Origin of the sequence: Coralliovum pocilloporae, assembly GCF_030845175.1 — a bacterium.
Classification (GTDB): domain Bacteria; phylum Pseudomonadota; class Alphaproteobacteria; order Rhizobiales; family Cohaesibacteraceae; genus Coralliovum; species Coralliovum pocilloporae.
The window spans coordinates 1,415,992-1,435,945 of the sequence record NZ_CP132542.1; the positions used below are offsets into that span (position 1 = coordinate 1,415,992).

Annotated in this window: 21 protein-coding genes; 8 read left to right on the top strand and 13 right to left on the bottom strand. The window is 55.2% G+C overall.

The window, feature by feature from the left end:
- Positions 1–8 precede the first annotated feature (8 nt).
- Both ftsY and RA157_RS06595 read left to right on the top strand, forming a co-directional pair.
- Positions 9–1,265 (top strand): signal recognition particle-docking protein FtsY, encoded by a 1,257-nt coding sequence (gene ftsY, locus RA157_RS06590; protein ID WP_350335674.1) that lies wholly within the window; start codon positions 9–11, stop codon positions 1,263–1,265.
- A gap of 6 nt (positions 1,266–1,271) precedes the next feature.
- On the top strand, positions 1,272–1,841 hold the full coding sequence (locus tag RA157_RS06595) for a septation protein A (protein WP_350335675.1): 570 nt from the start codon (positions 1,272–1,274) through the stop codon (positions 1,839–1,841).
- A 23-nt stretch (positions 1,842–1,864) separates the two neighbouring features.
- Here the strand turns inward: RA157_RS06595 and RA157_RS06600 are convergent, their stop codons facing one another.
- The 7 genes from RA157_RS06600 to ccmA form a co-directional block, all read right to left on the bottom strand.
- On the bottom strand, positions 1,865–2,464 hold the full coding sequence (locus RA157_RS06600; protein WP_350335676.1) for a hypothetical protein: 600 nt from the start codon (positions 2,462–2,464) through the stop codon (positions 1,865–1,867).
- A 91-nt stretch (positions 2,465–2,555) separates the two neighbouring features.
- Entirely contained in the window at positions 2,556–3,110 is a 555-nt protein-coding gene (locus RA157_RS06605) for an NUDIX hydrolase (RefSeq protein ID WP_350335677.1), read from the bottom strand.
- Positions 3,111–3,127: 17 nt separating this feature from the next.
- Entirely contained in the window at positions 3,128–3,715 is a 588-nt protein-coding gene (locus RA157_RS06610; RefSeq protein ID WP_350335678.1) for a DsbE family thiol:disulfide interchange protein, read from the bottom strand.
- The gene (ccmD, locus tag RA157_RS06615; RefSeq protein WP_350335679.1) at positions 3,712–3,900 is read right to left on the bottom strand and encodes a heme exporter protein CcmD; all 189 of its coding nucleotides are present in this window, start codon (positions 3,898–3,900) and stop codon (positions 3,712–3,714) included. The genes RA157_RS06610 and ccmD overlap by 4 nt, the downstream gene beginning before the upstream one ends.
- A complete protein-coding gene (locus RA157_RS06620) occupies positions 3,900–4,664 on the bottom strand; it encodes a heme ABC transporter permease (protein ID WP_350335680.1) in 765 nt (254 codons plus the stop codon). Before RA157_RS06620 ends, ccmD begins: the two co-directional genes overlap by 1 nt.
- Before the next feature lie 115 nt (positions 4,665–4,779).
- Entirely contained in the window at positions 4,780–5,448 is a 669-nt protein-coding gene (ccmB, locus tag RA157_RS06625; protein ID WP_350335681.1) for a heme exporter protein CcmB, read from the bottom strand.
- Positions 5,445–6,080: a heme ABC exporter ATP-binding protein CcmA gene (gene ccmA / locus RA157_RS06630; protein ID WP_350335682.1), complete on the bottom strand. Its 636-nt coding sequence runs from the start codon at positions 6,078–6,080 to the stop codon at positions 5,445–5,447. The genes ccmB and ccmA overlap by 4 nt, the downstream gene beginning before the upstream one ends.
- Positions 6,081–6,398: 318 nt before the next feature.
- On the opposite strand from ccmA, the gene acnA reads away from it, so the two are divergent.
- Both acnA and RA157_RS06640 read left to right on the top strand, forming a co-directional pair.
- Complete coding sequence (acnA, locus tag RA157_RS06635; protein ID WP_350335683.1) at positions 6,399–9,068, top strand: aconitate hydratase AcnA; 2,670 nt, start codon at positions 6,399–6,401, stop codon at positions 9,066–9,068.
- Between the two features lie 173 nt (positions 9,069–9,241).
- Positions 9,242–10,015 (top strand): DUF1223 domain-containing protein, encoded by a 774-nt coding sequence (locus RA157_RS06640; RefSeq protein WP_350335684.1) that lies wholly within the window; start codon positions 9,242–9,244, stop codon positions 10,013–10,015.
- Between the two features lie 81 nt (positions 10,016–10,096).
- Here RA157_RS06640 and htpG read toward each other — a convergent pair whose 3' ends face one another.
- The gene (gene htpG / locus RA157_RS06645) at positions 10,097–11,989 is read right to left on the bottom strand and encodes a molecular chaperone HtpG (RefSeq protein ID WP_350335685.1); all 1,893 of its coding nucleotides are present in this window, start codon (positions 11,987–11,989) and stop codon (positions 10,097–10,099) included.
- A 477-nt stretch (positions 11,990–12,466) separates the two neighbouring features.
- Between htpG and RA157_RS06650 the strand changes: the two genes are divergently transcribed.
- Positions 12,467–12,838 (top strand): DUF2794 domain-containing protein, encoded by a 372-nt coding sequence (locus tag RA157_RS06650; protein WP_350335686.1) that lies wholly within the window; start codon positions 12,467–12,469, stop codon positions 12,836–12,838.
- Between the two features lie 69 nt (positions 12,839–12,907).
- Here RA157_RS06650 and RA157_RS06655 read toward each other — a convergent pair whose 3' ends face one another.
- From RA157_RS06655 to RA157_RS06670, 4 genes are all read right to left on the bottom strand, one after another.
- Positions 12,908–13,459, bottom strand: a complete 552-nt coding sequence (locus tag RA157_RS06655) for a GNAT family N-acetyltransferase (RefSeq protein WP_350335687.1) — start codon at positions 13,457–13,459, stop codon at positions 12,908–12,910.
- A 67-nt stretch (positions 13,460–13,526) separates the two neighbouring features.
- Positions 13,527–14,303: a Bax inhibitor-1/YccA family protein gene (locus RA157_RS06660; RefSeq protein ID WP_350335688.1), complete on the bottom strand. Its 777-nt coding sequence runs from the start codon at positions 14,301–14,303 to the stop codon at positions 13,527–13,529.
- Between the two features lie 179 nt (positions 14,304–14,482).
- Entirely contained in the window at positions 14,483–17,065 is a 2,583-nt protein-coding gene (locus RA157_RS06665) for an ABC transporter permease (RefSeq protein ID WP_350335689.1), read from the bottom strand.
- Positions 17,062–17,736, bottom strand: coding sequence for an ABC transporter ATP-binding protein (locus RA157_RS06670; RefSeq protein ID WP_350335690.1), 675 nt, complete (start codon positions 17,734–17,736; stop codon positions 17,062–17,064). Before RA157_RS06670 ends, RA157_RS06665 begins: the two co-directional genes overlap by 4 nt.
- A 150-nt stretch (positions 17,737–17,886) precedes the next feature.
- Between RA157_RS06670 and RA157_RS06675 the strand changes: the two genes are divergently transcribed.
- Both RA157_RS06675 and thpR read left to right on the top strand, forming a co-directional pair.
- Entirely contained in the window at positions 17,887–18,501 is a 615-nt protein-coding gene (locus RA157_RS06675; RefSeq protein WP_350335691.1) for an arylesterase, read from the top strand.
- Between the two features lie 80 nt (positions 18,502–18,581).
- A complete protein-coding gene (thpR, locus tag RA157_RS06680; protein WP_350335692.1) occupies positions 18,582–19,115 on the top strand; it encodes an RNA 2',3'-cyclic phosphodiesterase in 534 nt (177 codons plus the stop codon).
- Here the strand turns inward: thpR and RA157_RS06685 are convergent.
- Positions 19,112–19,582: a low molecular weight protein-tyrosine-phosphatase gene (locus RA157_RS06685; protein ID WP_350335693.1), complete on the bottom strand. Its 471-nt coding sequence runs from the start codon at positions 19,580–19,582 to the stop codon at positions 19,112–19,114. The genes thpR and RA157_RS06685 overlap by 4 nt on opposite strands.
- A 75-nt stretch (positions 19,583–19,657) precedes the next feature.
- Between RA157_RS06685 and RA157_RS06690 the strand changes: the two genes are divergently transcribed.
- Positions 19,658–19,948 carry a 4a-hydroxytetrahydrobiopterin dehydratase gene (locus tag RA157_RS06690; RefSeq protein ID WP_350335694.1) on the top strand — a complete coding sequence of 97 codons (291 nt, stop codon included), beginning with the start codon at positions 19,658–19,660 and terminating at the stop codon, positions 19,946–19,948.
- Positions 19,949–19,954: the final 6 nt, after the last annotated feature.

Sequence of the window (19,954 nt, forward strand, 5' to 3'; positions counted from 1 at the left end):
GCCGGATCATGAGCGAACAAAAAAAGGGCTTCTTTGGCCGCCTGTTCGGCGGGGCCGACAAGCAATCAGAAGAAGATCGGACTGACGATACAGCCATTGTTGCCAGTGAGCCTGTCGAGAACAGCAGCCCTAAGAGCATAGAACCGGATGATACTGCCGAAGCAGTGCCCGCGACCGATACCGTGGAGGAAGCACCAGAGCCCTCCCAACCATCAGAAGCGGTTGAGACGGCTGAAGCGGATGACCCAACTGTCCATGCTATGGCCGAGGAGAATGCCTCCTCCGCCCCTGAAGAATCTGAAGAAACGTCTGAAGAACCTTCTGTTGACGTTCCTCAACCGAAGCAAAGCTGGTTCCAGCGCCTGCGCCAGGGTCTGTCCCGATCCTCAAATTCGCTTACCGACGGCATCACTTCAATTTTCACCAAGCGCAAGCTGGACGAAGACACGCTGCAGGATCTGGAAGACATTCTGATTCAGGCCGATCTGGGTGTCGAGACCGCCATGGCAATTACAGATCGCCTGTCAGATGGCCGTTTCAACAAGGAAATCTCAGACGAGGAAGTGCGCCAGATCCTCGCCGATGAGGTGGAGGCCGTTTTGAAGCCAGTGGCACGGCCTCTGGAAGTCGATACCAGTCAGGCCGGACCTCATGTGATCCTGATGGTAGGGGTAAACGGCACAGGCAAGACCACCACAATCGGCAAACTGGCATCGAAATTCCGGGCTGAAGGCAAATCCGTCATGCTGGCAGCCGGTGATACATTCCGCGCGGCCGCAATTGACCAGCTCAAGGTCTGGGGCGAACGGACCGGTTCACCGGTTCTCAGCCGCGATGTGGGATCGGATGCTGCAAGTCTCGCCTATGACGCCATGAAAGATGCCGCCAATGCTGGCTCAGACATTCTGATGATCGACACAGCCGGACGTCTTCAGAACAAGGCCGAACTGATGGCCGAACTGGAAAAGGTCATTCGCGTCATCAAGAAGCACGACGAAAATGCACCCCATTCCGTTCTTCTGGTTCTCGATGCCACAACCGGCCAGAACGCGGTCAACCAGGTCGAGATTTTCGGCAAGGTCGCTGGCGTCACCGGACTGGTGATGACAAAGCTTGATGGCACCGCACGCGGTGGTATTCTGGTGGCCATTTCTGCCAAGCACAAACTGCCGGTGCACTTCATTGGTATTGGTGAAGGCGTCGATGACCTCGAACCGTTCGAACCCGGCGATTTTGCCAAGGCCATAGCCGGGCTGGAAGGATAAGTCTGAATGTCTCAAGAAAAGCCGGACGAAATCAATCCGCTTCTGAAACTGGCACTGGAGCTGGGGCCGCTCGGCATCTTCTTCTTTGCCAATTCAAAGTTCGGGATCTTCTGGGCAACCGGACTGTTCATGGGTGCCATTGCAGTTTCCCTGGTGTTGAGCTTTGCCCTGACCCGCAAACTGGCCATTATGCCGCTGGTGACCGGCGCCTTTGTTCTGGTTTTTGGCGGATTGACCCTGATCCTTCAGGATGAGCTTTTCATCAAGCTCAAGCCAACCATTGTCAACGTCCTGTTTGGCGCGATCCTGCTCGGTGGCTTGGCCTTTGGCAAATCCCTGCTGGGTTATGTCTTTGAATCCGCCTTTTCCCTTGATGATGAAGGCTGGCGCAAACTGACCTACCGCTGGGCCTTTTTCTTCTTTTTCCTGGCCGTTCTGAACGAGATTATCTGGCGTAACTTTTCCACCGACGACTGGGTTTCATTCAAGACGTTCGGCATCTTCCCGCTGACTATTGTTTTCACAATGGCACAGCTGCCACTCATCCAGCGGCACAGCACGGAAAAAATGGAATAGACTTGAGGCGATGCGCAGATGCTCTATGCGTTGCGGTTGAACTGCCCGCCAACCGGCTCACCATTGCCGATATAAACGCTCTGGATCTGCAGCTGCTGAACCGTGACCCGCGCGCCGTTTTCAAGCTCAAGCTGGGCTTCAGCGACACGAACCGAATTAAACGAAATACCGTTCTCATCAACGCTGAACGTTTCAAGTTCGCCAAACCGGGCTGACAGACCATCAGCCTCGATCTCGGTATAGGAGGCGGAGGCTGAATCAAAGGAGAAGCCTTCCGGTAGGCCACCGAACGGTTCTGTCAGGCCTGCATTCGGCGGTGTCACACGGCGGGCTTCCGTCAGCTCGTCATTGCTGTCTTCTGCAGCAGCCTGGGGCTTCGCCACATCCTGATAGGCCCGCACACCTTTCAGATCTTCTTCTGTCTTACGCTTGCCGGCTTCCACGGCACTTTGCAGCAGGTCGACAGTCGCCTTGTCCCGTTCCGCCTTCTCAATGGCCTTGGTCAGCGCATCCTGTTGTGGCTCTTCTGCCTGCTCAGCATTGGGCTTTTCTGTCTGCGGACGATTAATCGTCGCAAAAAGAGACTGGCTGGATGTCTGTTCAAGAGTCAGAGAAAGGGACATGGGGGCCTCCTGGCCGAAAAACAATCAGCCGCAGAATGCCGCAATTACAGTTAAGATTTTCCTAAAATCAATAGGTCCTGACCCTAAGACGTTACCGCCGGGCCAGCGTAGCCTCACCCAGGGCGCCGGCCGGATTCTGGAACGGAGGCTCCAGACCATCCTCATCAACAGATCTTGCCTGGAGCAAAGCCCAGTGCACGGATGGGAAAGCCAAGTCATCCCAGGGCAGGTCATCCCAGTGAAACAGAGCCACATCAAGGCTCTCCTCACCAGCCGAAAAGCCACTCTCAAGCCGTGCCCGGTAGATCAGCTGCACCTGACTGATATGGGGAATTGTATAGACTGCCAGCAGCCCTAAAATCGCGATATCAGCACAGGCTTCTTCACGTGCTTCCCGCATGGCCCCGGCCTCCGGGCTTTCATGCAGCTCAAGATAACCCGCGGGCAATGTCCATAATCCATAGCCCGGTTCAATCGCACGGCGACAGAGCAGGTAACGGCCATCGTCACTCTGCACTACGGATCCTGCAACAATTTTTGGATTCTCATAGGCAATATGGCCACAACGGACACAGACATCCCGCTCATGGGTATCCCCTGCAGGAACAGCGCGCTCAAACAGGATGGCTTCTTTACTGTCTGCCATATCCAAGCGCTCCCGCCTTATTGTGCAGCCAAGACCTTTTCAATTTCCGGCATCAGGATATCACGCTTGGAACGAGCCGTCAGCGGGCCAATAAACTTGTAGCGAATAACCCCGTTCCGATCGACGACAAAGGTTTCAGGCACGCCGTAGACGCCCCAGTCAATGCCGGTCCGGCCTTTCGGGTCAACCCCGATTGCATCAAACGAGTTGCCCAGCTCTGTTAGGAATGCCCGGGCATTGTCCGGCGTATCCTTGTAGTTCAGGCCGAACACCTTGAACCGGTCATCCTTGGCCAGCTCATTGATGATCGGATGCTCCTGACGGCAGGGTACGCACCAGGATGCCCAGATATTGACAAGGGTCACCTGACCCTTCAGGTCGGCTCGGGAGAAACCCGGCACACCGGTGCCATCAAGCGCAGGCAGGGTAAACTCCGGTGCAGGCTTGCCCTTCAGGGCAGAGGGAAGGTTGTTCGGATTATCACCACTTCCGAGCCGCTCGAAAAACAGCCCGGCGAGAGCCAGGAAGATAATCAGAGGCAGAAGGATGAGAACAATGCGAAGCCCACTGCCCTTCTTGACCGCAACAGAAGCCTCTTCACTCATCCGGCATCTCCGTCAGGCATACGCGCTGCAGATCGCCGTCCAATACCGCTCTTTTCAAGCTCGGTCAGAAGGCGTTTCTGCGTCCTGCCATCTATAATGATCCAGCCGATCAAGACGGCAAGAACAAGGATGGCAATCCCGTAGGATGCTGCGATATAGCCTGCATGAGGTCCCCAGATCAGCATCAGTTTGTCTCCTTTGCAGCCTGCATCAACTGCATCGCACGAACCCGGCGCTTCAGAATTTCCGTCCGCATCGACATGAAATGAAGCAGCATGAACAGAAGGCTGAAGGCAACAGCCATGACAATCAGGGGCCACAGCATACTCGGGTGAATGGTCGGTCCGTCAAGGCGGATGACACTGGCGGGCTGATGAAGCGTGTTCCACCAGTCCACCGAAAACTTGATAATTGGAATATTGATGAAACCGACCAGGGTCAGAATGGCAGCAGACCGCGCAGCACGGGTCGGGTCTTCAATCGTCCGCCAAAGGGCAATCAGCCCGAGATACATGATGAACAGCACCAGAACCGACGTCAGGCGCGCGTCCCACACCCACCAGGTTCCCCACATGGGCTTGCCCCACAGGGAGCCGGTAAGAAGGGAAATAAAGGTGAAAACAGCGCCGATCGGTGCCACACATTTGGCAGAGACATCAGCAAGCGGATGACGCCATACAAGCGTTCCCACAGACGACATGGCCATCACCGTGTACGAGAACATGGCCAGCCAGGCCGCAGGCACATGCAGAAACATGATCCGCACGGTTTCTCCCTGCTGATAATCAGCCGGTGCCGAAAAGAACGACCCATAGATACCAACGGCAAACAGCACCACGATCAGACCGATCAGCCAGGGCTGAACAATATCAACGAACCGCAGAAAACGGCTCGGATTGGCCAATCGCCAGAGAGAAGAGGCCGCCTGTGGCTGTGTGGTGGCTGTCATTGTATTCGTCCTGCACTCTGTTTCTGGAACAGTTCCAGACCGATATATAGATATAAATACGTGGTCTCATTGATCAAGATCACGCGATCAGATGATAATTCCTTCGATCGTTAGCCTAGTCTTGCGCACTCCTGAGCGCGGCGGCCGCTGCAACAGGGCCAAGAACAGCTGCAAAGAGCGTAATCGCACAGAGAATAACAAAGGGTGTTGTAAACGGTGCCGGGTCAGTCACCGCACCGTAGGACGCGCTGACACCAAAAATCAGGACCGGCACAGTAAACGGCAGAACAAGAATGGCCAGCAGCAGACCACCACGCTTCAGCGAGACGGTCAGAGCCGCACCAATGGCACCGATCAAGGTCAAAGCCGGCGTTCCGACAAACAGGGTTGCCACCACAGCCCAGATGGCCAGCGGCTCCATATTGAGGAAAACAGCAAACAACGGCGCCGCAACAACAAGCGGCAAGGCAGTTGCCGTCCAGTGAGCCACACATTTGACCACCACCACCAGCTCCATCGGCCAGCCGCTCATCAGGATCAGATCAAGTGATCCGTCTTCCTGCTCTGTCTGGAACAGGCGATCCAGCCCGAGCAGGGTCGCGAGCAGAGCGCCAATCCAGAGAATGGCCGGACCAATGCGCGACAGGAGGTTGAGATCAGGCCCCACCGCAAAGGGCACCACGGTCACAACAATCAGGAAGAACAGGCACCCCATCATGGCCCCGCCGCCAGCCCGGACTGCCAGGCGCAGTTCCCGCCTGTAAAGAGATCCAAGCGCACTCATGCCAGCACCCATTCATCAGCACTGACCGATTGAACGCCGGAAATCTCAAGCACATCCGCCTCTTCCAACGGAATGGGCAGATGGGTTGCCGCGATAATCAACCCGTCATCGGCCAGGTGCTCTCGCATCAGATCCACAAGGCGCGCCTCGGACGCCGCATCCAGCGCCGATGTCGGCTCGTCCATCAGCCATACAGGCCGTTTTGAGATCAGCAGGCGCGCCAGAGACAGCCGCCGCCGCTGACCGGCTGACAGATATCCTGCAGGCAGATTGGCAAGATGAGCCAGGTCCACTTTCTCAAGTGCTTCAGAAACAGAGACGAGAGGATTGCCGAAGAAGTCCTGCCAGAATGTCAGGCTTTCCGTCACGGTCAGGGCTGACTTCAAGGCGTCCTGGTGGCCGAAATAATGGCACTGGGCGGGCAGATCCAGCTCCGGGTCCCCTCCATCCAGCACAAGCGTCCCGCGATCCTTCCGGATCAGCCCGGCAATCAGGCGCAAAAGGCTGGATTTTCCAGCACCATTGCGGCCTCGCACCAGCAGAGCCCGACCGGCTTCAGCGGTAAAAGACACTTCGTCAAACACAACACGTCCGCCGCGCACGCATCGCAAGTTCTGTCCATCAAGCTTCATGGAAACGGAATCACTCCTCATAACCCGGCAAGGTCGTTCCAGTCGCACCAGCCTGTAACCTGTAGAGACACTGGCAAGTCATGTTAAACTCTCTATATCTCATCTAAAATCACGTATTATCGATTTAAACCCGCCGGGGGAATGACAAATGTCATCCAAACAGCCCATCATGACAAGATCCTGACAGGACGACGGGCTAAGGTTCAGACACACAAAAAAATAAAACCACGGCAACTCAGCGGAGAACCGCAGTCCTTCCAGTCGGTTCTCATAATTCGGCCCAATGACGAAGATGCCAATGAAGAGGATGATTGAACAGTGACGCAATCGCTCGACAGCTTCAAAGCCAAACGCACACTTGATGTCAACGGCAAGACCTACACCTATTTCAGCCTGCCAGATGCCGAAAGGAATGGCCTGGACGGCATCTCACAGCTTCCCTATTCACTGAAAGTCGTTCTGGAGAACCTGCTTCGGTTCGAAGATGGACGCACTGTGACCGCTGATGACATCCGCGCCACCGCAGCCTGGTTGAAAAACCGCAGATCAGATGCCGAGATTTCCTATCGTCCCGCCCGCGTTCTGATGCAGGACTTCACCGGTGTGCCAGCCGTTGTTGATCTGGCTGCCATGCGGGATGCATCCGCCACTCTGGGTGCCGACCCGCAGCAGATCAATCCGCAGGTGCCTGTGGACCTTGTGATTGACCATTCCGTCATGGTCGATCATTTCGGCAACAGTCATGCCTTCGCAAAAAATGTCGACCTCGAATACGATCGGAATGCCGAACGCTATGAATTCCTGAAATGGGGTCAGAAAGCCTTTAACAATTTCCGTGTTGTGCCACCGGGAACCGGTATCTGTCACCAGGTAAACCTGGAATATCTGGCCCAGACCGTCTGGATCAGGGAAGAAAACGGCGAGACGATCGCCTATCCGGATACGCTGGTGGGGACAGACTCCCACACCACCATGGTCAATGGCCTTGCCGTTCTCGGCTGGGGCGTCGGCGGCATCGAGGCCGAAGCAGCCATGCTGGGTCAGCCCGTCACCATGCTTGTTCCTGAAGTTATTGGCTTCAAACTGACCGGCGAAATGGCCGAAGGCAATACAGCAACCGATCTGGTTCTCACTATTGTGGAAATGCTTCGCCAGAAAGGCGTTGTCGGAAAATTTGTCGAATTCTTCGGCCCAGGCCTTGATAATCTGTCGCTTGAGGATCAGGCCACCATTGCCAATATGGCGCCGGAATATGGCGCGACCTGCGGATTCTTCCCCGTCGACAATGACACGCTCAACTACCTGCACACCACTGGCCGTGATGCAGACCGCATTGCTCTTGTGGAGGCCTATTCAAAGGCGCAGGGCATGTTCCGCAGTTCAGACAGTACTGACCCGGTCTTCACGGATACGCTGGAGTTGGATCTCGGCAGTGTTCTACCCTGCATTTCAGGGCCGAAACGGCCGCAGGATCGTATTGAGCTGAAAGTGGCTGACAGCGCCTTTGCTACAGCCATGGATACAGAGTTCAAGCAAGGCGACCTGATCAACAAGCGCGCGCCTGTTGAAGGGCGCGACCATGATCTCGGCAATGGCGATGTGGTGATTGCTGCCATCACCTCCTGTACCAACACGTCCAACCCGTCTGTCCTGATTGGAGCAGGTCTTGTAGCCCGCAAGGCCCGGGAAAAGGGTCTGACCGTCAAGCCATGGGTCAAACCGTCTCTGGCCCCCGGATCCCAGGTCGTGACAGACTACCTGGAAAAAGCAGGTGTTCAGGATGATCTCGATGCACTGGGCTTCAACCTGGTCGGTTATGGCTGCACCACCTGCATCGGCAATTCCGGCCCGCTTCCGCCGGAAATCTCAAAATCCATTCAGGATAATGATCTGGTGGCCTGTTCTGTTCTGTCCGGTAACCGGAACTTTGAAGGACGTGTCAATCCGGACGTAAAAGCCAATTTCCTCGCCTCACCTCCACTTGTGGTCGCCTATGCCCTGGCAGGGTCCCTCAACATCAACCTGACAACGGAACCGCTCGGTCATGATCAGAACGGCGAGGCGGTCTATCTCAGGGATATCTGGCCAACATCGGCCGAGATTGCCGAACTGATGCGGAAGTCTGTGACCCGTGAAATGTTCCAGAGCCGTTATTCAGATGTCTTCAAGGGTGACCCGCAGTGGCAGGATATCAATGTGGAAGGCGGAGAAACCTACAAGTGGAATGGCGGCTCCACCTATGTGCAGAATCCGCCTTACTTTGAAGGCATGACCATGGAACCGGCCCCGGTGAGCGATGTCAAAGATGCACGGATCCTGTCCCTCTTCCTTGATTCGATCACCACCGACCATATTTCTCCGGCGGGCTCGTTCAAGTCGGAAACCCCTGCGGGCAGGTACCTGACAGATCGTCAGGTATCCCCCAAGGACTTTAATTCCTACGGCTCCCGTCGCGGCAATCATGAAATCATGATGCGCGGCACCTTTGCCAATATCCGCATCCGCAACCAGCTGGCTCCGGGCACAGAAGGTGGTATCTCCAAATACAGGGGCGAACAGATGTCCATGTATGACGCGGCTATGGCCTATAAGGCAGATGGCACACCACTGGTGGTCTTTGCCGGCAAGGAATATGGCACCGGGTCATCCCGCGACTGGGCCGCAAAGGGCACCAGACTTCTCGGTGTCCGTGCCGTGATCGCACAGTCCTTCGAACGGATTCACCGGTCCAATCTGGTTGGGATGGGTGTTCTGCCACTCCAGTTTGACGATGGCTGGCAAAGCCTCAATCTTGAAGGAGATGAGGAAATCACCATTGAAGGCATCACCGAGTTGACCCCGCGCCAGACCGTGACAGTGACCATCAGATATCCGGATGGTAAAACAAGATCTGTCGATACACTCTGCCGGATCGATACGCTGGATGAGCTGGATTATTACCGCCATGGCGGCATCCTGCATTATGTCCTGCGCAGTCTTGCGGCATAAGTCTCAAGGTCGCCTGATACCTCAGCCGCCCGGCACGTCCGGGCGGTTTTCTTTATTCGAGGTGATAAAAATTCTTAACAAATCCCTATCGCTGCGTCACCCGCTTGTGACTCGCCTTTGATCAGGAAAACTACTAGTTTCCAGTTAATCACAATTGGACACGTGTATATCGAATGGCAAATTCTTCCAAAAAAAGATCGCGTAATGTGCTGATGCGGGCGCTTTCCGGCATTGCTGTGGCTGGCAGTCTGATGATGCCACTCGCTGCAGAAGCAGGACCGCGCGCGCTTGTCGAGCTGTTCACCAGCCAGGGCTGCTCTTCATGCCCTCCGGCAGATGCGGTTCTGGGCGAGCTCAGCAAACGGGACGACATCATCGCGCTGACCCTGCCGGTCGATTACTGGGATTATCTCGGCTGGAAAGACACGCTGGCCTCACCGGAATACAGCCGTCGCCAGTTCAACTACGCCAAGAAACGTGGAGATCGCTCCGTTTTCACGCCGCAGGTGGTGGTGAATGGACGTGAGTCCGTCATCGGCAGCAACAAGGGCGCCATCAACCGGGCGATTGACCGCCAGGTCCAGCAGAGCCTGGATCCTGAGGTGGACGTGGTTGTGCGCCAGATCGGAAATCGTGTCTCAGTCACCGTTGGTGGCAGCGCTGACCGGACCCAGCATGCAACTGTCTGGCTTGTGCTCTACAACAAGGAAGAAACGGTCGATATCGGACGCGGCGAGAATACGGGCCGTAAGGTCACCTATCACAATGTTGTCCGCAAGATTCAGTCCCTTGCCATGTGGACCGGTGAGGAAATGACCCTGGATCTGCCAAAGTCTGAACTGGCGCGCTACGGTGCGGAGGGCTGTGCTGTTATCCTGCAGACCGGAGACGGTCTGCTGCCGGGACCAATTCTCGGTGCATCCATGATGGAAGGGCTCCAGAGCTGACCCGCACACGGAACGATACAGATTAAACAAGAAAGGCCGGATCGCTTTTGATCCGGCCTTTTGTTGTTCCCGGCTTCAGATCTACAAGCCAAGTCCCTTTTGCATCAGCTCACCAAGTCGCCTTACAAAATCAGACGGATTGGCCGGCGCTTCACCATCCAGAATTCTGGCCTGACCAAGAAGCAAGGGGGCTGCATCTTCCAGAAGAGCCGTGTCTTTGGCATCTGCCTTCTGCGCCAGACCGCGGATAAGGGCGTGGGACGGATTCAGTTCCAGAACCGGAGCCATGGAAGGGAGGCCCTGCTGCTGGCTCATCAGCTTTTCGAACTGCTTGTCAGGTCCGAAATCCGGGGCCACAAGACAAACGGCACTGGTTGCGAGACGCGGTGATGACCTCACATCTCCGACGGCATCACCAAGAATACGCTTGAACTCGGTGATCAGGCTGGCCATTTCACCCTCAGCAGCCTTGTCTTCATCAGACGTGTCCGTCTCATCCTTTGCAATGGATTCAATATCTGAAGCGCCCTGCGTCACGGACTTGAACGGTTTGCCCTCAAAGCCAAGCGCCGTCTGGACCCAGAAAGAATCCACCGGGTCGCTCAGAAGAAGAACCTCAACATCGCGGGCCTGATAGCCTTCCAGATGCGGGCTGGTGCGAATGGCGTCCACATCAGTACCGGTGGCGTAATAGAGAGCTGTCTGGTTCTCCTTCAGATCAGCAACATAGTCGCTGAGTGACCGCCAGCCTTCACCACTCTTTGTGGTCTTGAAGCGAGCCAGCTTGAAGATCGCATCCCGGCGCTCCGGATCTTCATAGAGACCTTCCTTGATGACAGGTCCAAAAGCGTCCCAGATCTTCAGGAAGCTCTCTTCATCAGATTTGGCAAGTTTCTCAAGTTCACTCAGAATACGTTTGGTCACAGCACCACGGATGCTGGTCAGAATGGGATTGTCCTGCAGCATCTCACGGGAGATGTTCAGCGGCAGATCTTCTGAATCCACCACACCGCGCACGAATCTGAGCCAGGCCGGCAGAAGACCGGCATCATCGGTGATGAACACCCGCCGTACATAGAGTTTGACGCGTCCTTTGCGATCCGGATCAAACAGATCAAACGGCTTCATGCCCGGAACAAACAGCAGAACCGTATATTCATGCCGACCTTCAGCACGATAATGGACTGTTACTGCAGGGTCATCAAACTGCCCGGACACATGGCCGTAGAATTCCTTGTATTCCTCATCTGTCACGTCTGACTTTGACCGTGTCCAGAGCGCCGTGCCATCTGCGAGCTGATCCGGCTCATCCGCATCATCCTTTTTCAGAAGGATCGGAACCGGTACATGGGCTGAGTATTCACGGACAATGCGGCGAATGGTGTCTTCTTCCGCATAGGCCTTGTTGTCCTCATTGAGGAACAGTTCAATTCGCGTGCCCCGTTCAGGCGCATCGTCCAGGGCAATGGCATTGACCGTATAGGTGCCCTTGCCGTCAGACACCCACTGCCAAGCCTCATCAGAGCCGGCGCGACGGCTTGTGACATGAACAAGGTCAGCGACCATGAAAGCCGAATAGAAACCGACACCGAACTGGCCAATCAGTGCGGAACTGGCATCACTGCCATCGAGATTGTCCAGAAAGGCCTTTGTGCCGGATCGCGCGATCGTGCCCAGATTGTCGATCAGTTCATCATGGCTCATGCCGATACCATTATCGGTAATCACCAGACGACCGGAATCCTTCTCCGCATCAATCTCAATCTGGAAGCCTGGCGCTTCCCCGGCAATCGTTGCGTCATTCAGCGCCATATGGCGCAGCTTTTCACAGGCATCAGCCGCGTTCGATACAAGCTCACGCAGGAAAATATCCTTGTTGGAATAAACCGCATGAACCATGAGGTGCAGGAGGCGCGATACTTCCGCGCCAAACTCATGCTTCTCGCCAGTATTGGCTGTTTCCGCCTCAGACATTCCGTCTCCCCGTTTCATCTGGAGCATGATGCTATGAACGGGATTCATGCAGCACGCCTTAAACTGTGGTCATAAAACGGGAAAGATATTGTCCATTCCCGCACTGCTTTCAAGAGCGGAGAACGAAAGGCAACAAAAAAGGCCGCGCGAACGGCCTTTTGAGTTTCGGGGTAACGTTTGTCACGGGCGGTCCGGCTACGCAAAAGGTCCCGGGGGCTGGGGGGCAGAGTAAAACCGGAACCTCCAAAAAACCGGACCGCCTGAGGCAACAAGACTAATCTGGTGTTTGATAATGGCAGTACAAGGGCTCGAATAAGACAAAACTGTGGCTTCTCATGTTTGTGAAAAGACGCGAGAAAACGCGATCATCACGGGACCGTTTTCCGATTTTTCTTGAAAGCCTGCCTAATCGGATCAATCATGACAGGAAGATGACATGCAACCATGGAACCTTCCGGTTCCTGAAAGGGAGGCTTGATGAGCGAAAGTGACGAAGGCGCAAGCGTGACTAGTCTGGTCGGCCAATCATCTGCATGGTCGGCCAGTGCGGCGCAGATTTCCTTCAACCGGCAGGAACTGGGTCAGCTCCTTAATGTCTATGGCAGAGCCGTTGCCGCCGGAGAATGGCGAGACTACGCCATCGACCTTTTGAAAGACCGCGCAATCTTCTCTGTCTTTCGCCGATCAAGTGAATTTCCCCTTTATCGTATTGAGAAAAACCCAAAGCTCTCGCGCAAGCAGGGCGCCTATTCCGTTATTTCCCAATCCGGCCTGATCATGAAGCGTGGCCATGATCTGAAAACCGTTTTGAGGGTCTTTGACAAGAAGCGCCTGCAAGTGGTCGAGTAGCTACAGTGTGCTTCTGAAAAGCTGATAGGCTTTTCAGGCAAAAGCTCGCGTTGGAACAAGTCCCCAGAGTCAGGCTCTATCAACGGCCCCATCACCAGGATGAGGCGGGTTCGATGCACCCTCACCAAGGGCGCGCTGCATGATCAGAATGTCGTGCCAGGCATGGTGCTTTCGCCCAACGGCCTCAAGCTGCCCCACTTCACGAAAATCATGCGCATGGTGGAGCTGCCGGGATCTCTCGAAGTCAGCGCCTCCCAGAACCGCAATCATCTGCCGAAAGCCCAGATGTTCGCACCGGGCGATCAGCTCGGCGAGAAGATGCCCGCCAAACCCTTTTCCCCGCATGTCCGGTGCCAGATAGATAGAGTTTTCCACGGTCCAGCGATAGGCCGGTCGGGGTCGATAAGGCCCCACATAGGCATATCCGGCCAGCCGGTTCTGAAGCTCCGCCACCAGATAGGGATAACCGTCAGACACCAGCGTCTCATACCGTCGTACCATCTCCGCTAAATCGGGCGGATCAAGCTCGAAGCTGGCTGTCTCATGATCCACGGCATGGGCGTAGATGCGGGTGATTTCCGCGAGATCATCCATTTCAGCGGGTCGGATCAGAAGGGACATGCCTTTACCTCCAAACAAAAAAGGCGCGGAATGAACCGCGCCTTTTTATCTTATCCGATGTCCTGGACTATTCGCGGTTACCGAACAGCTGCAGCAGGAACATGAACATGTTGATGAAGTTCAGATAGAGGCTGAGAGCACCCATGATCGCCTTGCGGCCAGCCATCGTGCCATCATCACCAACGTAATACATTTCCTTGATCCGCTGGGTGTCATAAGCGGTCAGACCGGCAAAAACCAGAACACCGATAACAGATACGGCAAACTGCAGCGCCGGAGACGCCAGGAAAAAGTTGACCAGAGACGCGATGATGATGCCGATCAGGCCCATGATCAGGAACGTACCCATACCGGACAGGTCTTTCTTGGTCGTGTAACCAAAAATGCTGAGGCCAGCAAAAGCAGCCGCAGTTACAAAGAAGACCGTGGCGATGCTGTCATGGGTATAAACCACGAAGATTGTGGCAATTGAGACGCCAACCAGTGATGCATAGACCCAGAACGTGCCCTGTGCAGCTGTCACACTCATGTTCTGAATGCGGAACCCAAGGAAGAAGACCAATCCAAGAGGCGCAAGCATCAACACCCATTTGAGCGGAGATACGAACAGAAGGCGGCCAAGCTCAGTAACGTAGACGCCATCACGAACAGCACCGGCTGCCTGGCTCGGATCTGTCGTGAAAGACAGGGAATAGGTCAGCAGTGCAGCAACGCCCGTCAACACAAGGCCAATAGCCATGTAGTTGTAGACGCGAAGCATATAGGCGCGAAGGCCTTCATCAAGTTCTGCAGACCGAGTAGCAGACCCATAATGGACTGTACCGTTGCGATTGAAGTCGTTCATCGAGCAACCTCTCTTCCGATGTTTCCTGATACGGTCCGTCAGACCGCTTGTAATTTGCGCTTAATATGGGGTGGTTTTATGTCACTCTCAAGAGAAAACAGCCCCTAGACTTAATTTCTGTTCCACTCAAGGCCATACGGATAAGTGCGTAGAGTTCTGATCCAAGTCTCATAAAGGGTCTAAAGATTGCGTAAAATAGCGGCTGGGCGCTGGCCCAGACTTCGCCAGGTCCCGGTCAGACCCAATGAAACGGTGAGGCCAAGGGCAATCACAGCAACGCTCAACGCGGTTGTGGGGTCAAACACAAAGTCAAACCCCATAATGTCACTGATGACGAACCAGGCCGCAATGCCACCTGCAAGCAGGGCAAACAGCGCCGTAACGGCACCCAGCAAGGCATATTCCACCAGATAGGCTCCCAGCAATCTGCGCCGGGTTGCACCCAGAACTTTCAGAACCACAGCCTCGCGGACACGTGCCTGATGACCGGCAGCAAGCGCGCCACCCAGCACCAGCACAGAGGCGATAAGCGCAACAGAAGCGGCAGCCCTCACGGCAACAGCCAGTTTGCCCACGAGGTCATTGACAGTCTGCAATGCGTCTTTCACCCGGACGCTGGTGACGGTTGGCAAGGCATTGGTAACGGCCTGAAGAAGCCTGAACTCGTCGGCTTCTTCTGCATCCGGCCAGCTTGCGGTGGCAAGAAAGGCATGGGGTGCGCCTGCAAAGGTGTTGGGGCTGAAGACCATGACAAAATTGATGCCCATGGATTCCCAGTCTACCCGTCGCAGATTCCCGATGCGGGCACCAATGGTCCGGCCAAGCACATTGACTTCAATCCGGTCCCCGATTGTCAGGCCAAGTTCTGCTGCAAGCTCATGGTCAAACGAAACAAGAGGTTCACCGCTATAGTCTTCCAGCCACCATGACCCTTCAACCAGACTGGACGATTCAGGCAGTTCTGCTGAATAGGTAATGCCACGATCCCCGCGCAGAACCCAGGCAGCCTCAGGCGGTGCATCAAAGTCACGGGCCGGAATACCCTTAAGGCTGGTCAACCGCCCTCTCAACATCGGAACCCGCTCCAGAGACACATTCGGAACGGTCTTTTCAACAAGCGCTGTAAAGGACTCGATTTCGTGGCTCTGAATATCAACAAAGAAGAAACTCGGTGCCTCATCCGGCAAGGACGATGAGAGCTGCCTCCTCAGATTGGCATCAAGCAGCGACAGAGCCACAAGAAGCGAAAGGCCGAGACCCAGAGAGAGAATGACACTCGGCGTCAGAGCACCTGGCTTGTAAAGACTGGCGACCGCCAAACGCAATTCCATCCTGCGGGGGCGCGGCACGCGGGCTGCAACACGCATGATAAGCCAGGCAACCAGACGCAGCATGATAAAGGCCGCGATAATGCCCCCTGTGAAAATCACAGCAATACGCTTATCATCAGCAAGTCCGATAGCGGACAGGGTCAGCAGCAGAAGCGCGGCCACCAGCGCGATCAGATAGGGTAACCGGGGCCTTATGGGCAATGGTGCCACAAGATCACGAAACAGGGCCGAAACCGGCACATCATGCGCACGCCCCAGAGGCCAGAGCGCAAAGACCAAAGCTGTCAGATAGCCAAAGAGCGCCGCCACGATCAAAGTAGACGGATAGATCCCCATCTCTGAGACCGGCAGCACACCTTCAAGCGCAGTTTGGGCGAAAAGCGGTACCAGAGCCCCGATCACAAGCCCCAGAGCTACACCCAGTGTCGACAGTATCAGAATCTGGATCAGATAGACGCGCACAACCAGACCACCAGTGGCACCAACGCTTTTCATGGTCGCAATGACGGGCTGCTTCTGTTCCAGAAAAGCCCTCACCGCGTTGGCTATTCCAACCCCGCCCACAATCAGTGCAGTCAGTCCAACCAGCGTCAGAAACTGCGAGAACCGGCGAATGTTGGCCTGCAGTCCCGGCGCTGCATTGACACGCGATCTAATCCGCCAGCCTGCATCCGGAAAAGCCTTGTTGGCCGCCTCAATTCGTGCTTTCAGAGCCTCGTCAGACAAAGCCTCAGCAAACCGGACACGGGCGTGATAACGGATAAGACTTCCCGGCTGGATCAGACCCGTCTCATCAAGCGCCTTCTGCGCCAGAAGAAGCCGTGGGCCAAACCCCACATTGCCGCCGAGCCTGTCCGGCTCCCTATTGATTGTTGCTGCAATCTTCAGTGTCGACTGGCCCAGGGACACTGTATCGCCCACATTAAGACCCAGACGCGCCAGCAGTTCACGCTCAACAACCACCGGCCATATGTCATCCACTTTCTGAAACAGAAGACCAGCTTCAGCACCTTCAAGGTCAAGCGTGCCAAAAAGAGGATAGGCACTGTCAACCGCTTTCACCTCTGCCAGGCTCTGCCTGTTGGCATCAGGCACACGTGCCATGGCTCGCAATGTGGCAATTTCACTGACCTTACCAAGCGTTTCCAGATAACGCGTCTGCTGCAGGGTAAACGGCTGATGGACAAAGGAAAACGACAGATCACCACCGAGAATAGCCTGGCCATCCTGTTGCAAACCGGCCGTAATGGCGCGCGCAACCGACCCGACACCGCCAATGGCGGCCACCCCCAGCGCAATACAGGCAATCAGCACATAAAACCCGCGCAAACCACCCCGGAGCTCACGCAAGGCCAGACGGACAGACAAAGGAAGCGCGGACAGAACGGTCATGCCGGCAGCAGGCTTCGTCGTATCGACGGTGACAGTCATGCCGCAACCTCATCAACAGCAATATGTCCATCCTGAAACCGCACCATCCGGTCACAACGCTCTGCCAGTGCAGGATCATGGGTCACCAGAACCAACGTCATCTGACGTGATTTCTGCAGATCAAAGATCAGCGATGCCACATGGTCGCCGGTCCCGCCATCCAGATTGCCGGTTGGTTCATCAGCAATCAGAATGGACGGACGTGGCGCAATTGCGCGGGCCAGAGCCACCCGTTGCTGTTCACCGCCGGACAACTCCCCCGGATAATGGGTCAGGCGGTGCCCCAGCCCAACCTGCTCAAGTTCCTGGGCTGCGCGCTGCATTGCATCTTTGGCACCGGCAATCTCAAGCGGCATGGCAACATTTTCCAGCGCCGTCATATTGGGAATGAGATGGAAGGACTGGAACACGATACCAATGGATTCACCGCGAAAGCGAGCCAGAGCATCCTCATCCAGATCTGAAATCACAACGTCATCAATGCGAATGGATCCGCTATCCGGCCGTTCAAGGCCCGCAAGAACCATCAGCAGCGTTGACTTGCCTGAACCGCTGGGCCCGACAATACCAACCGCCTCACCTGCACTGATATCAAGTGACAGCTGCTTGAGGATGTGCACACGCCCGGCTCCCTGACCAAGACTGACATCCACACCCTGTATCGAAATCAAAGGAGAGATCTGAGGGGAATTCAGTGAGGAATTCGATGGCAATGAACCGGCTCCCGTCCCTATATAGTTATGGACCCAACGTGTTTTGACGCTTTCAATCCCTTCGATATGGGGCAAAATCTGAAACGTCCAACCAGTCAGGATTACGAAATGAGAGTGTTTTCGGTTTTTCTGATCCTTTTTGGGCTGATGCTGGCCCCGGCATCAGCAACAATTCGCATTCTGGCTTTCGGAGACAGCCTCTCGGCGGGTTATCAACTCGCCCCCGGTCAATCCTTTCCCGAGCAACTTGAAGAAACGCTCCGCCAGAAAGGACACGATGTCACTGTTATCAATGGCGGTGTATCGGGCGATACGGCAAGTGGTGGCCTGGCCCGACTGGACTGGAGCCTTGGTAACGGCGCTGATCTGGTCATCGTCGAACTGGGCGGCAATGATGCCCTGCGCGGTATTGCACCAAACGCAACATACGAGGCTCTGAGCGGCATCATTAAGAAGCTTAAGAAGCGCCGGATCCCGGTTCTTCTAGCTGGCATGAAGGCACCACCCAATATGGGCGCAGCCTATACGGAAGAATTTGATGCCATCTATCCCCGCCTGTCGGAGATATATGCTGTTCCGCTTTATCCGTTCTTTCTTGAAGGGGTTGCGGCCGACCCAGGCCTCAATCTTGCTGACGGAATTCATCCCAATGCAAAGGGCGTGGCACGAATCGTTGATGGCATTCTGCCCCAGGTGGAAGAGATTCTATCAACAATCGACTGACCGTCACCAGGCTGTCGTACTGTTCAAGCATATGGATTCATGAGACGATTCGGTTAGACGGTTCTGATTCGGAGGGTAGCATGCCTCGTTTGTTCACCGGAATTGAGGTGCCAACCGAAATAGCCAGTCTGCTGACCATGATGCGCGGTGGACTGCCCGGTGCACGCTGGATTGATCCTGAACACTATCACATCACCTTGCGATTCATCGGTGATATTGAAGACAGAACCGCCGACGATGTGGCAAGTGCTCTTGATGAGATCTGCCCGCCGAGCTTCAATCTGAAAATCAACTGCCTCGGCGCATTTGGCTCACGCAAACCTCATTGCATCTGGGCAGGCGTGGAAAAATCTGACGATCTGACAGAGCTGCAGGCTGATCAGGAACGGCTGTTGCAACGGATGGGGCTTGTGCCGGAACGACGGAAATACTGCCCGCATATCACGCTGGCCAGGCTGCGCGGCACATCACATGATCACGTGGCAGATTATCTGAATACCCGCTCACTTCTGTCAGAACTCAGTTTCCCGGTTGAACGCTTTGTGCTGTTCTCGGCCCGGGCATCGACTGGCGGCGGCCCCTATCTGGTAGAAGCCGATTATCCCTTGCTCTAAGCCGTAGTCAGACGCGCAATGAGAGCCTCCATGGCCCCATCAAGCTGGCGGTAAACCTTCTCAAAACCGTCATCTCCGCCATAATAGGGATCAGGAACAGGCTCATCCCGCCCTTCTGCATAATCCATAAACAGAGCCACATGTCCGGTAGCATCGGATGGCTTGAGACCGGCGAGCGTTGTCACATTCTTGCTGTCCATTCCAAGAATGAGATCGAAATCATAGAAATCAGCTTGTCTGAACGGCCGCGACCGCTGCACAGTCAGATCAACCCCATACTGGCGTGCAACAGCAATGGACCGCGGGTCAGGCAGATCACCTTCATGCCAGCCGGATGTCCCCGCAGAATCTGCCCCAATCTGATCAGACAGGCCCACGGCGTCAATCTTGTGGCGAAATATCCCCTCTGCAAGCGGTGAGCGACAGATATTGCCAAGGCAGACAAACAGGACACGTTTTTGGATCATGACAGAATTCTTCGGTAAGATGGCAGTCAGCTACCAGCTTATACAGGCTGGAAACGGATTTGAGGAGCTTGTCTCATGCGTGACCGACTGACTGACTATGAACGGGATGTTCTGTTGGCCGAACTGGCAGACTGGACCCTGATGGAACACCGCGAGGCCATACAGAAGGAATTCCGCTTCAAGAGCTTCAACGAAGCATTCGGGTTTATGACACGATCTGCCCTTCTGGCGGAAAAGATAGATCACCATCCGGAATGGTCAAATGTCTATAATCGGGTGGATGTGGTGCTCACCACACATTCTGCCAATGGCCTGACCGAGCTTGATGCCCGCATGGCCCGGGCCATGAACAAGTTTGCCGAATAGGACAAC

Excerpts from the sequence above, each read along its gene's own strand:
- RA157_RS06655 (WP_350335687.1), bottom strand. The coding sequence starts at position 13,459 with ATGTCCCTTCTGATCCGACCCGCTGAAATGGATGATCTCGCGGAAATC.
- ccmD (WP_350335679.1), bottom strand. The coding sequence starts at position 3,900 with ATGCTGATCTGGGGACCTCATGCAGGCTATATCGCAGCATCCTACGGG.
- RA157_RS06595 (WP_350335675.1), top strand. The coding sequence starts at position 1,272 with ATGTCTCAAGAAAAGCCGGACGAAATCAATCCGCTTCTGAAACTGGCA.
- RA157_RS06660 (WP_350335688.1), bottom strand. The coding sequence starts at position 14,303 with ATGAACGACTTCAATCGCAACGGTACAGTCCATTATGGGTCTGCTACT.
- htpG (WP_350335685.1), bottom strand. The coding sequence starts at position 11,989 with ATGTCTGAGGCGGAAACAGCCAATACTGGCGAGAAGCATGAGTTTGGC.
- RA157_RS06685 (WP_350335693.1), bottom strand. The coding sequence starts at position 19,582 with ATGATCCAAAAACGTGTCCTGTTTGTCTGCCTTGGCAATATCTGTCGC.
- ftsY (WP_350335674.1), top strand. The coding sequence starts at position 9 with ATGAGCGAACAAAAAAAGGGCTTCTTTGGCCGCCTGTTCGGCGGGGCC.
- RA157_RS06600 (WP_350335676.1), bottom strand. The coding sequence starts at position 2,464 with ATGTCCCTTTCTCTGACTCTTGAACAGACATCCAGCCAGTCTCTTTTT.
- RA157_RS06620 (WP_350335680.1), bottom strand. The coding sequence starts at position 4,664 with ATGACAGCCACCACACAGCCACAGGCGGCCTCTTCTCTCTGGCGATTG.
- RA157_RS06675 (WP_350335691.1), top strand. The coding sequence starts at position 17,887 with ATGAGAGTGTTTTCGGTTTTTCTGATCCTTTTTGGGCTGATGCTGGCC.
- thpR (WP_350335692.1), top strand. The coding sequence starts at position 18,582 with ATGCCTCGTTTGTTCACCGGAATTGAGGTGCCAACCGAAATAGCCAGT.
- RA157_RS06605 (WP_350335677.1), bottom strand. The coding sequence starts at position 3,110 with ATGGCAGACAGTAAAGAAGCCATCCTGTTTGAGCGCGCTGTTCCTGCA.
- RA157_RS06665 (WP_350335689.1), bottom strand. The coding sequence starts at position 17,065 with ATGACTGTCACCGTCGATACGACGAAGCCTGCTGCCGGCATGACCGTT.
- RA157_RS06610 (WP_350335678.1), bottom strand. The coding sequence starts at position 3,715 with ATGAGTGAAGAGGCTTCTGTTGCGGTCAAGAAGGGCAGTGGGCTTCGC.
- RA157_RS06650 (WP_350335686.1), top strand. The coding sequence starts at position 12,467 with ATGAGCGAAAGTGACGAAGGCGCAAGCGTGACTAGTCTGGTCGGCCAA.
- RA157_RS06690 (WP_350335694.1), top strand. The coding sequence starts at position 19,658 with ATGCGTGACCGACTGACTGACTATGAACGGGATGTTCTGTTGGCCGAA.
- RA157_RS06640 (WP_350335684.1), top strand. The coding sequence starts at position 9,242 with ATGGCAAATTCTTCCAAAAAAAGATCGCGTAATGTGCTGATGCGGGCG.
- ccmA (WP_350335682.1), bottom strand. The coding sequence starts at position 6,080 with ATGAAGCTTGATGGACAGAACTTGCGATGCGTGCGCGGCGGACGTGTT.
- ccmB (WP_350335681.1), bottom strand. The coding sequence starts at position 5,448 with ATGAGTGCGCTTGGATCTCTTTACAGGCGGGAACTGCGCCTGGCAGTC.